The sequence below is a fragment of the uncultured Flavonifractor sp. genome (assembly GCF_944385615.1).
In the GTDB taxonomy this organism is placed as follows: domain Bacteria; phylum Bacillota; class Clostridia; order Oscillospirales; family Oscillospiraceae; genus Flavonifractor.
On sequence record NZ_CALWXV010000002.1, the window covers coordinates 39,829 to 51,756 of the forward strand.

General features: G+C 56.1%; 12 protein-coding genes. All 12 read left to right on the forward strand.

Translation table 11 applies throughout. The annotated features are described in order from the left end of the window. Positions 1-2: 2 nt before the first annotated feature. The gene (locus Q0J75_RS01355; protein WP_297195991.1) at positions 3-1,967 is read left to right on the forward strand and encodes a YgiQ family radical SAM protein; all 1,965 of its coding nucleotides are present in this window, start codon (positions 3-5) and stop codon (positions 1,965-1,967) included. 31 nt (positions 1,968-1,998) lie between these two features. Next, positions 1,999-3,546: a stalk domain-containing protein gene (locus Q0J75_RS01360; protein WP_297195993.1), complete on the forward strand. Its 1,548-nt coding sequence runs from the start codon at positions 1,999-2,001 to the stop codon at positions 3,544-3,546. A gap of 147 nt (positions 3,547-3,693) precedes the next feature. Beyond that, positions 3,694-3,978 carry an ArsR/SmtB family transcription factor gene (locus Q0J75_RS01365; RefSeq protein WP_297195995.1) on the forward strand — a complete coding sequence of 95 codons (285 nt, stop codon included), beginning with the start codon at positions 3,694-3,696 and terminating at the stop codon, positions 3,976-3,978. A 58-nt stretch (positions 3,979-4,036) separates the two neighbouring features. Next, positions 4,037-5,050 (forward strand): permease, encoded by a 1,014-nt coding sequence (locus Q0J75_RS01370; protein WP_297195998.1) that lies wholly within the window; start codon positions 4,037-4,039, stop codon positions 5,048-5,050. A gap of 12 nt (positions 5,051-5,062) precedes the next feature. Further along, on the forward strand, positions 5,063-5,353 hold the full coding sequence (locus tag Q0J75_RS01375) for a thioredoxin family protein (protein WP_297196001.1): 291 nt from the start codon (positions 5,063-5,065) through the stop codon (positions 5,351-5,353). A 360-nt stretch (positions 5,354-5,713) separates the two neighbouring features. After that, positions 5,714-6,436 (forward strand): UMP kinase, encoded by a 723-nt coding sequence (gene pyrH, locus Q0J75_RS01380; RefSeq protein WP_297196003.1) that lies wholly within the window; start codon positions 5,714-5,716, stop codon positions 6,434-6,436. 1 nt (position 6,437) lies between these two features. Beyond that, positions 6,438-6,992, forward strand: a complete 555-nt coding sequence (gene frr, locus Q0J75_RS01385; protein WP_297196005.1) for a ribosome recycling factor — start codon at positions 6,438-6,440, stop codon at positions 6,990-6,992. Positions 6,993-7,064: 72 nt separating this feature from the next. After that, a complete protein-coding gene (locus Q0J75_RS01390; RefSeq protein ID WP_297196007.1) occupies positions 7,065-7,808 on the forward strand; it encodes an isoprenyl transferase in 744 nt (247 codons plus the stop codon). Then, complete coding sequence (locus Q0J75_RS01395; RefSeq protein ID WP_297196009.1) at positions 7,809-8,633, forward strand: phosphatidate cytidylyltransferase; 825 nt, start codon at positions 7,809-7,811, stop codon at positions 8,631-8,633. It begins immediately after the preceding gene. Positions 8,634-8,635: 2 nt separating this feature from the next. Continuing rightward, on the forward strand, positions 8,636-9,775 hold the full coding sequence (locus Q0J75_RS01400; protein WP_297196011.1) for a 1-deoxy-D-xylulose-5-phosphate reductoisomerase: 1,140 nt from the start codon (positions 8,636-8,638) through the stop codon (positions 9,773-9,775). Positions 9,776-9,793: 18 nt separating this feature from the next. Then, complete coding sequence (locus Q0J75_RS01405) at positions 9,794-10,867, forward strand: M50 family metallopeptidase (protein WP_297196013.1); 1,074 nt, start codon at positions 9,794-9,796, stop codon at positions 10,865-10,867. Positions 10,868-10,882: 15 nt separating this feature from the next. Then, a complete protein-coding gene (gene ispG, locus Q0J75_RS01410; RefSeq protein ID WP_297196016.1) occupies positions 10,883-11,920 on the forward strand; it encodes a flavodoxin-dependent (E)-4-hydroxy-3-methylbut-2-enyl-diphosphate synthase in 1,038 nt (345 codons plus the stop codon). The last annotated feature ends 8 nt before the right edge of the window (positions 11,921-11,928 follow it).

Sequence of the window (11,928 nt, forward strand, 5' to 3'; positions counted from 1 at the left end):
CTATGAATGCATTTTTACCCGTCTCCAAGGCGGATATGGAAGCCCGTGGTTGGGACGGGTATGACTTTCTGATTATTACTGGGGATGCCTACGTGGATCATCCCACCTTTGGCTGTGCCATCATCTCCCGGGTGTTGGAGGCAGAGGGGTACCGGGTGGCAATTCTGGCCCAGCCAGATTGGCGCAAGGTAGAAAGCTTTACAGCACTTGGGCGGCCAAGGCTGGGAGTAATGCTCTCCGCCGGTAACTTGGATTCCATGGTGGCCCACTATACGGTGGCAAAAAAGCGGCGGCACGATGATGCCTATTCGCCGGGGAACCAGGCGGGGCTGCGGCCTGACCGGGCTTCTATTGTGTATGCCAACAAGGTACGGGAAGCCTTTGGAGATATCCCTCTGATAATCGGCGGACTGGAGGCATCTCTCCGGCGGTTTGCCCACTATGACTATTGGGAGGACAAGGTGCGCCGGTCGGTTCTGGTAGACAGTCAGGCAGACCTGCTGGTGTATGGTATGGGGGAGACCGCCACCCGGGAAATTGCCGCCCGGCTGGCCTCCGGGACACCGGTGGGAGAGATCACAGATGTAAAGGGAACTGCCTTTCTGGCTAAAAATCCGGCTGCCTGTGTCTATCCAAAGGTGGAGTGCCCCTCTTATGAGGAGGTATGCGCCGACAAGCGGCAGTATGCCGTGGCCAACCAGATCCAGTATGAAGAACATGATCCCATTCGTGGGAAAGCTATCTTGCAGCGCCATGGAGAGCGGCTATTGATCGTCAATCCACCTGCCATGCCGCTGACCACAGCAGAGCTGGATTTTGTGGCGGAGCTGCCCTATGTCCGAGAGCCCCACCCTATGTACGATTGTATGGGTGGTGTGCCCGCCATTGAGGAGGTCCGCTTCTCTGTGGCCCACAATCGGGGATGCTTTGGGGCCTGTAATTTCTGTTCCCTGGCCTTCCACCAGGGACGGATCATCACATCCCGCAGCCATGAGAGCGTCCTCCGGGAAGTGGAAGCTCTCACGCACCACCCCGGCTTTAAGGGCTATATCCATGATGTAGGAGGCCCTACCGCCAACTTCCGCCGCCCGGCCTGTAAAAAGCAGATGAAGGCGGGGCTGTGCCGGGGCAAGGCATGTCTTTCTCCGGAGGCCTGTCCCAATCTGGATGCCGACCACACCGATTACCTGGTGCTGCTGCGGAAGGTGCGGGTGGTACCGGGGGTAAAGAAGGTCTTTATCCGCTCCGGTATCCGCTTTGACTATATGTTGAAGGACAAGAGCGGGGAGTTTTTTGCCGAACTGGTCAAATATCATGTGTCCGGTCAGTTGAAGGTGGCTCCGGAGCACTGTGTCGATTCGGTGCTGGATTATATGGGAAAGCCTCACATTGCGGTATATGAGAAGTTCAAGCGGAAGTATGAGTCTCTGAATCAAAAGTACGGTAAGGAGCAGTATCTGGTGCCCTATCTTATGTCCTCTCACCCTGGCTGCACCCTGGAGGACGCAGTGAAGCTGGCTCAGTGGCTCAACCGAACCGGGCGCCAGCCTGAGCAGGTGCAGGACTTCTATCCCACACCAGGCACCTTGTCCACCTGTATGTACTATACCGGTATTGATCCTCGGACCATGAAGCCCGTGTATGTACCAAAAGATCCCCATGAGAAGGCCATGCAGCGGGCCCTGATGCAGTGGAAGCGCCCTGAAAAACGACCTTTGGTCCGGGAGGCCTTGCACCGCACCCATCGGGAAGATCTGATTGGCTTCGGCAAGGAGTGTCTGCTCCGGCCGGAGAAGTATCATAAACAGCAAGAGGAAGCGAGATCCATACCCCGCAAGAACCGGCGGGAGACCGGGAAAGGAGGAGAGAAGACAACGGGGAAGCAGGTCCGGCCAGTCAGAAAGGCAGGCTGGGCGGTGGCTAAGCCCAAGAAAAATGCCCGTCCGGGCAAGAAGCGGGGAAAATGATCCAAATACGAGAGAGGAGTAGGTGGAATTCATGAAACGTCGCTTATTGTCATTGCTGATCACGTTGCTGCTGGTGGTGGGGCTGGTCCCGGCCGCGGCTGCTGCGCAGTCCGATTTGGTGATTACCATGCGCCTTAACAGCCCTTGGTGTGTCATCGGAGACACTGTGACCCAGATTGACGAGTCCAGCAGTGCTGTGGTGCTGATGGCGGAGAATGGACGCACCATGCTGCCCATTCGTCGGATGATCGAGGCCTTTGGCGGCTCTGTGGAATGGGTGCCGGAGACTAACGGTGTGCGGTGCTCGTTGGACGGTATCTCCGTAGAGTTGGAATATGACTCTACGGTGGCATTGGTCAACGGGGAAGAAGTGTTGATGGATGTGCCTATGCGGGCCAAGAATAACCGCTCCTTTGTGCCGGTGCGTTTTGTCAGTGAAAACCTGGGCCTGAATGTGGAGTGGGAGGGCACCAACCAGATCGTGGTGGTGTCCAACGGGTCCTTGGATCAGAGCAGTCTGACCGCTCTGCCCCAGGTCCAAAAGCTGGTGGAGAAGACCAAACCCAAAGAGAACCCGGTAACCCTGACCAGTAAAAGCTATACGCTGGCCTCTGGTACGGTGAGCGCCAACGTGATCACTGTCAACATGAAAGACCCCAGAGTCAGCGTTAAAGCCGCCCTGAGCAATGGCAAGCTGAACTCGCCTGCCAGTTTCCAGTCCATTGCGTCCGGCTCCGGCGCGGTAGCGGTGGTCAACGCCAACTTTTTCAACAGTAACAACGCCGTTCAGGACCCCATCGGCCACCTGATGGTGAACGGCCAGTTTGCTTATGGCAGCAGCGGCATTTCTTCGCTGGGCATTACCAGCTCCAATGAGATGCGCTATGGTCGCCCGGCCATGTTCTATCGGGTAAAGACGGTAGATGGCGGCACAGCTCAGCAGTGGTCTGGCTTTGAGGTCAATGTGCTCAAGCAGTTTAATAACCAGTCGGTGATTTATACCCCGGCTCGGGGCGCCTCCTTCCCGGTGACCTATCCCGGCGCAGTGCTTATCGTGGAAAACGGGGTAACCACTAACTACCGGTCGGTCAATACCGGCGAGACGGTAACTATCCCGTCCAATGGCTTTGTGCTGTACTCCAGCACCGCCGTTATTTCCACCTCTTACTATCAGCAGCCTGAGATGGGCCGCAAGGTTATGATCGAACCCTATCTCTACACTGCTGATGCGGAAGGTTTTGCCATAGAAGATGTACAGACTATGGTTTCCGGTTCCCCCCGGCTGGTGCAGGATGGGGTGAAATACACCCAGCTGGACCCCAATTTCAGCGAGGCCCGGTTCACTACTATGGTTACGCCACGGACCGCTGTGGGAAGCACGACCGACGGCAAACTGCTTCTGGTCAATGTGAAGGCGGCCAACATGAATCAGATGCGGGATCTGATGCTTGCGCTTGGCTGTGTGGACGCCATCAATCTGGACGGTGGTGCTTCTACCGCTATGTATTATGACGGAAAGGTGCTGGCCAGCCCCGGACGCAATCTGACCTCCACCCTCCAGGTTTTTGTGTCAGACTGAAACATACATACTGCTTTGAAAGGGAACGGCTGCCGAACGGCAGCCGTTCCTCTTTTATTTTGTCGAAATTATGTTTAGCCCTTGACAAAGCAGAACAATAGCGCTATCATACAATACATCAAAAAGATTTGATGTGAGGTGAGCGGTATGGACAGCGTCCACCAGCGCAATGCCAAGGTATTCAAAGCGCTATGTGACCCCAAACGGCTGGCGATCCTGGAGCTGCTGCAAGGTGGGGAGAAGTGTGCTTGTGTGCTGATGGATCAGCTGGAATTGGGGCAGTCGGCAGTATCCTATCATATGAAGATCCTGTGTCAGTCCGGCTTGGTGGACAGTCGGCAGGAGGGAAAGTGGACTCATTACCGGCTTAGCTCAGTTGGATGTGCCAATGCTGTCCGTCTGCTGGAGCAGCTGACCACGCCAAAAGCGTGATGAGCTGCTTTTTTCTGCCAAATACATCAAAAATATTTGATATGAGAGGAGCGATAGAATGGAACAAGTCGCTGCTGGGTGGCAATTTGTCCAAGATCAAATTTTGGGTATAAAATGGCTGGAGGCTTTGATTGGTAAGGGGCTGGAGGCACTGGGGGTGGACTTGACTACTCGTTGGGGCGGCAGTCTGCACTTTTTCTGCTATGATGTGCTCAAGATCACAATTCTGCTGTGTACCCTGATTTTTCTGGTTTCTTACCTGCAAAGCTACTTTCCGCCGGAGCGAAGCCGCCGGATTTTAGGGCGGTTTCATGGAATCTGGGCCAATTTACTCTCTGCGCTGCTGGGTACGGTGACCCCTTTCTGCTCCTGTTCTTCCATTCCGCTGTTTATGGGTTTTACCAGTGCGGGACTGCCGATCGGCGTGACCTTTTCCTTTTTGATCTCGTCTCCTATGGTGGATCTAGGCAGCCTGGTATTGCTGATGAGTATTTTTGGTGCCAAGGTGGCGGTCCTTTATGTGGTGGTAGGTCTGCTCATTGCGGTGGCAGGGGGGACGCTGCTGGAAAAGCTGAGGATGGATCGCTATGTGGAGGACTTTGTACGCCAAGCCACGGTGCTGGAAGAGGAAGGGCACAGCCCTACTCAGCGGGAACGGCTAGGATATGCCAAAGGACAGATGATTGCTACCTTCCGCAAAGTATTTCCCTATGTTCTGCTGGGCGTTGGGGTGGGAGCGGTGATCCACAACTGGCTCCCGAAGCATTGGATCGAAGTGGTCCTGGGAGATGGGAATCCATTGGGTGTGGTGTTGGCTACTTTGGTGGGCGTGCCCATGTACGCCGATATTTTTGGCACCATCCCTATCGCTGAAGCGCTGTTGTCCAAAGGAGCTCAGCTGGGCACTGTTCTGTCCTTTATGATGGCGGTCACTACGTTGAGTCTGCCCTCCCTCATTTTATTGCGTAAGGTGGTAAAGCCAAGACTGCTGGCGGCCTTTCTGATCGTTTGTACAGTGGGGATCATTGTGGTGGGTTATCTGTTCAATCTGTTTCAAAGTGTTATTTTATAAGGAGGAACCAATATGGGACTGTTTCAGAAGAAAAAGTATGTGGAGGAACACGCCGATGCAGCTGTAAAGGTGCTGGGCTCCGGCTGCGCCAAATGTAATGCTCTGGAGGAGGTCACCCGGCAGGCGTTGACTGAACTTGGCATGGAGCCGGTGGTGGGCCATGTTACTGATTTTGCTCAGATTGCCGCTTATGGTGTTATGACCACACCTGCGTTGGTAGTGGATGGCAGGGTGCTGTCCACGGGGCGGACATTGACCAAAGATGAGGCGGTTGCCCTGATCAAACAGGCAAGGGGAATTTAACTTCATTGGATAAGGCCAACCGGCACTTTGATGCCGGTCGGCCTTTTATATTGGCTTGACAACTATAGGCTATCACCGGTATTTTGAACCCGGTGGTAGGGGCGCTGGTCCATAACGCAGGCTCGGTAGCGGTTATCCTCAATTCCGCCCTGTTGCTGAGGTGGCGAAACAGACCGAAATAAAAAGGAAAGCCCCGGATTATGGCCCCTTTGAGCCAAGGTCCGGGGCCTTTAACAAATTTTACAGGATAGAATGGTCAAAATGCGAATAATTTGAAAAACTTTAGCCTAACCTCTATGCAAAAATGGAAAACTATATTAAAATAAGATAGCATGATTTTCCGAAAAAGGGGTTGAACATATGAGTGAACCGCAGTTCAAGCGGATTCTTCTAAAGGTCAGCGGCGAGGCGCTGGCCGGCGAGGCCAGTCGGGGGCTGGACTTCGATGTGATCGGCAGTGTTTGCGACGTCATCAAGAAGTGTGTAGCCGCCGGTGTCCAGGTGGGTATCGTGGTAGGCGGGGGCAACTTCTGGCGGGGCCTGAAGGACGGCGGCGATCGGATGGAGCGTACCCGGGCCGACCACATGGGTATGCTGGCCACCACCATCAACGCGCTGGCTGTGGCCGATATGCTGGAGCAGAAGGGCGTGGACGTACGGGTGCAGACCGCCATTGAGATGCGCTCCATCGCCGAGCCCTACATCCGCTCCAAAGCCATCCGGCACATGGAGAAGGGGAGGGTGGTCATCTTTGGCTGCGGCACTGGCAATCCCTTCTTCTCCACGGATACCGCCGCGGTGCTGCGGGCGGCTGAGATCGACGCCGACGCTATTCTGCTGGCCAAGAATATTGACGGTGTGTACTCCGCAGATCCCAGAAAGGACCCCAATGCGGTGAAGTATGACACCATCACTTATGACGACATACTGGCCCAACATCTGGAGGTAATGGATTCTACCGCCACATCCCTGTCTATGGACAACAAGATCCCGGTGATCTTGTTCGCGCTCAAGGACCCCGAAAACATTCTGCGGGTGGTCATGGGCGAAAAAATCGGAACCATCGTCAAGGAGGAACCGTGAAATGAAAGAACTCAACAAAGAATTTGACGCTAAGATGCAGAAAACCATCGACGTGGTCATGAGCGATTTCGCCAGCGTCCGGGCCGGTCGGGCCAATGCCGCCGTGCTGGATAAGATTACGGTGGACTACTACGGCGCGCCCACCCCCCTGAATCAGGTGGCCTCCATTTCCTCCCCTGATCCCCGCTCTCTGATGATCCAGCCGTGGGACAGCACGCTGCTGAAGGCCATCGAGAAGGCCATCCAGACCTCTGACCTGGGCATCAATCCCCAGAATGACGGCCGGGTGATCCGCCTTTCCTTCCCCCAGCTCACGGAGGAGCGCCGCAGAGAGCTGTCCAAGCAGGTGAAGAAGTATGGCGAAAACGGCAAGGTAGCCATCCGCAACATCCGCCGGGACGCCATGGAGAAGTTCAAAGCCCAGGAGAAGAAGGGCGAGATGACCGAGGACGATCGGAAGGATTATGAGAAGGAACTCCAGGATCTCACCGACAAGCGCTGCAAGGAGATCGACGATCTGACCGCTAAGAAAGAGGCGGAACTGATGGCGGTCTGAGTAAAATGAACATAGACCCGGTGCGGGGCGCCTGACGCGTCCCGCATTGGTGTCGTATAGGCGGGTTTAAGCATGGCATTATTCAAACCAAAGACGGAGCTGGCGGAGGTGGATTTCGACCATTTGCCCCGCCATGTGGCGATTATTATGGATGGAAACGGTCGTTGGGCCAAGCGGCGGGGACTGCCCCGCACTGCAGGCCACGCCGCTGGGGCGGAGACCTTTCGTACCATTGCCACCTATTGCCAGAAAATCGGGCTGGAGTATCTGACCGTGTACGCATTCTCCACGGAAAACTGGAAACGGCCGATGGAGGAGGTCTCCGCCATCATTGGACTGCTGAAAAAGTATTTGCTGGAGTCCATTGAAAAGATGGAGCGGGATAAGATTCGACTGCACTTTTTTGGCGATTTGGAGGCCCTTCCGCCAGAACTGCGGCAGCTTACCGTCCGCACTGACGATATTTCCACCCGATACAATGGAATGCAGGTCAATGTGTGCTTCAACTATGGCGGTCGGGATGAGATTGTCCGGGCGGCCAGGGCCTTTGCGGCAGACTGTCTGGCGGGGAAGAAAGACCCGCAAGCTCTGACGGAAGAGGATTTTTCCGGCTATCTCTATTCCGCCGGGGTGCCCGACCCCGATTTGGTGATCCGGCCCAGCGGAGAGATTCGGATCTCCAACTTCCTGCTATGGCAGTCAGCCTATGCGGAGTTCTACTATACCGATGTATTGTGGCCCGATTTCAGCAAGGAAGAGCTGCACAAGGCGCTTGCGGCCTATCAGAGCCGCTCCCGCCGATTTGGAGGTGTCTGAGTGGGGAAGCGAATCATGGTGGCGGTGATCTTTATCCCGCTGCTTGCCGTGGCAATCTATGGTGTTTCTCCGGTCTATCCGGTGGTTTTGCCCATTTTGGTGGCCGGACTGTCCATGATCGCGGTGCATGAGGTGCTGTGGTCCACTGGTTTTCTGAAGCATACCCGCATCTCTGGCTATTCCCTTGTGCTGGCTGGTCTGGTCCCGTTTTGGGTCTATTACAGCGGGGCGCTGATGCCCGCGTTGTGCGGTATGTTTGTCTATGTGGTGCTTCTGTTTGCGGAGGCTATCGCCAGCCACAAGCGGATTACCCTGGAGAAGATGGGTGGCGCATTTTTCCTCAGCGTCGTTATCCCATTCTTTCTGTCCTCGCTGCTGCGCATCCGTCAGATGGAGCACTGGCAGTTTCTGATTATTCTGCCCTTTCTGGTGGCCTTTCTCAGCGACGCCTTCGCCCTGTTTGCAGGCATGGCCTTCGGCAAGCATAAGCTGGCTCCGGAGCTCTCTCCCAAGAAGACGGTGGAGGGGGCCATTGGCGGCTTTGTGGGGGCCATTGTAAGTGCGGTGGTCTACGGCGTGGTGCTTCAGATGGGCTTCTCTGTTTCGGTCAACTATTTCTATTTGATTGTGTACGGCGCCTTGGGCAGTGTGGTGTCCCAACTGGGCGACCTGTCCTTTTCCTATATCAAGCGGGAATATGGACTTAAGGATTTCGGCAATATCTTTCCCGGACATGGCGGCGTGCTGGACCGTTTTGACAGCGTGATTTTCTGTGCGCCTCTGATTGAGCTGCTGATCCAATTCCTGCCCGCTGTGGGGGGCTGACTATGAGTAATTGCATTTCGTTGCTGGGTTCTACCGGCTCCATCGGGCGGCAGTCACTGGATGTGATTGCCGCCTGTGGCATGACTGTGGCCGCACTGACCGCGAACCGGGACGTGAACCGGATGGAGGAGCAGTGCCGCCGGTTCCGGCCTGCTCTGGCGGTGATGATGGACCCATCCGCTGCCGCTGAGCTGAGGATCAGGCTGGCAGATACACCTGTCCAAGTGGCCCAAGGCCCGGAGGGACTGATAGAGGCCGCTACGATAGAGGCGGCGGACACCGTACTCACTGCTGTGGTGGGCATGGTGGGACTGGTGCCCACTCTGGCCGCAGTGGAGCAGGGCAAACGGATCGCCCTGGCCAACAAGGAAACCCTGGTGTGTGCCGGGGAGCTGGTGATGGATGGGGCGGACCGGTCTGGTGCGGAGATCGTACCGGTGGATTCTGAGCACTCCGCTATTTTCCAATGTCTTCAGGGTAACCAGAACAGGGGGGAGGTCAAGCGCCTGATTTTGACCGCCTCCGGCGGCCCTTTCTGGGGGTGGGAGAAGGAGCGCATTGCCTCCGCCACTATAGAGCAGGCTTTGAACCACCCAAACTGGTCCATGGGGGCTAAGATCACGGTGGATTCGGCCACACTGATGAACAAGGGGCTGGAGTTTATTGAAGCCATGCGGCTTTACCGTATGCCGCCGGAGAAAATCTCCATTGTGGTCCACCGGGAGAGCATTATCCACTCCATGGTGGAATACTGTGATAATGCGGTGCTGGCTCAGATGGGGATTCCTGATATGCGCCTGCCCATTCAATATGCCCTGACCTGGCCTGCCCGTACCCAGGCGGTGGCAAAACCCCTGGATCTGCTGACCTGTCCGCCACTGACATTCCATGCCCCGGACTATGAGGCCTTCCCCTGCCTGTCTCTGGCTCTGGAGGCCGCTAAAACCAGCGGTACCGCCACAGCGGTCCTCAATGGAGCAAATGAGACAGCAGTGGGCCTGTTTCTGGAGGGAAAGATTCCATTTGGAGATATTGCCAAGCGGGTGGAGCGAGCTCTGGCCGGGGTGCCGGTGGTGCAGTCGCCCACTCTGGAAGAAGTGCTGGCGGCGGACCGGGCTGCCCGCGAACTGGCAGGCAAGTAATTTGACTTAGAGGTGCCTATGAGCGTTCTTTCCATTGTACTGACCATCCTGTTTTTCGGATTCCTCATTGCCATCCATGAGTTTGGCCACTTCATTGCTGCCAAATCCTTGGGCGTGAAGGTAAACGAATTTGCCATCGGCATGGGGCCCAAGCTGTTGTCCAAAGAAAAAGGGGAGACGTTGTATACCCTGCGGGCTTTCCCCATCGGCGGCTTCTGTGCGATGGAGGGGGAGGGAGAATCCTCTGACGATCCACGGGCCTTCGGCAATAAGGCGGGATGGAAAAGACTGATTATCCTGGTGGCTGGAGCCTTTATGAACTTTGTAGCCGGTGTGGTGCTCATCCTTATCATCTTTATCGCCGCAGGCAGCCCATCCATGCCGGTGGTCACCGGATTTATGACAGGTGCCGAGGACATTGCTCAGACCGGACTCCAGCCCGGCGACCAGTTTTATACCATCGACGGCCACCGGGTCTATTTTCAGACCGACGCCTTTCTCTTCCTGGAACGAGCCAAAGAACAGGTGGATGTGGTGGTACTGAGAGATGGAGAGAAGGTGGATCTGGGCACTATCAGCCTGCCCTACCGGCTGCTTACCGATGAAAACGGCAATCAGGTGGAAAAGCGGGGAATCTATGTGGGAGAGTTCCGGGAGGACACCCCTCTGACTCTGCTGCAAAATACCTGGTATCAGGCGGTGGACTATGTCCGCATGGTGTGGATGGGACTGGGCGATCTGATTACCGGTGCGGCAGGTCTCAATGAGATGTCCGGCGTCATCGGTATCGTGGCGGTGGCGGGTGATGTGGGTCAGGCCGGCGCGGCGGCGGCAGGCCTGTTTGGCTTGGTCATCAATATTCTGGACTTTACTGCCCTGATTGCCATCAACCTGGCGGTGATGAACCTGCTGCCCATTCCCGCTTTGGATGGGGGACAGATCCTCTTTGTATTTGTAGGCGGGATCTATCGCCTCATTACCCGAAAGAAAATCAACGAGAAGTACCTGGGCTATGTGAATGCCGCCGGCTTCTGCTGCTTGATTGCTTTGATGGTAGTGGTGGCGGTTAACGACGTCATCAAGCTGTTTTAACGGGGAGGAGCACAAATGACAAGACAGATTCTTGTGGGCGGCGTCCCGGTGGGCGGCGGCGCCCCTATTACCATTCAGTCCATGACCAATACCCGCACTGACGATATTACGGCCACAGTGGATCAGATCCACCGGCTGGAGGAGGCGGGCTGCCAGATCATTCGGGTGGCAGTGCCCGACCTGGATGCGGCCAAAGCGGTGGGAGCCATCAAGGCTTGCATCCATATCCCTTTGGTGGTGGACATTCACTTCGACTATAAGCTGGCCCTGGCCTGCGTAGAGGAGGGGTGTGACGCGGTGCGCATCAATCCCGGCAACATTGGGGGAGAGGACCGGGTTCAGGCGGTGGCGGAGGCCTGTAAAGCGAGAAACCTTCCCATCCGCATCGGGGTCAACGGCGGTTCTCTGGAAAAGCCTCTGCTGGCCAAATACGGTGGAGTGACACCGGAGGCCCTGGTGGAGTCGGCCTTTGGCCATATCGCCCTGCTGGAACAGTACGACTTCCACGATATCTGTGTCTCCCTCAAATCCTCCTCAGTGGTCACCACCATGGCGGCCTACCGTTTGATGCGTGAGAAAAGCGATTATCCGCTGCACCTTGGCGTCACGGAGACCGGTACCACCCAGATGGGAACTATCAAGTCGGCCATTGGCATCGGAGGCCTGCTGGCCCTGGGCATTGGCGACACTCTGCGGGTGTCCCTGTCCGCTGACCCGGTGGAGGAGGTGTATGCGGCCCGGGATATCCTCAAGGCTCTGGGTATGGCAGAGAACGAGCCCAATCTGGTATCCTGTCCCACCTGCGGCCGTACCCGCATCGACCTGATTGGTCTGGCCAATCAGGTGGAAGAGCGGTTGAAGGAGGTCCATAAGCCCATTACCGTAGCGGTGATGGGCTGTGTGGTCAACGGTCCCGGCGAGGCGTCCGCAGCAGATGTGGGCATTGCCGGGGGACAGGGGGAGGGACTGCTTTTCCGCAAAGGAGAGATTGTCAAAAAGGTTCCCCAGAAGCAACTGGTAGATGAGCTGTTTGCCCTCATCGACCAACTGTAAAGCAGGAG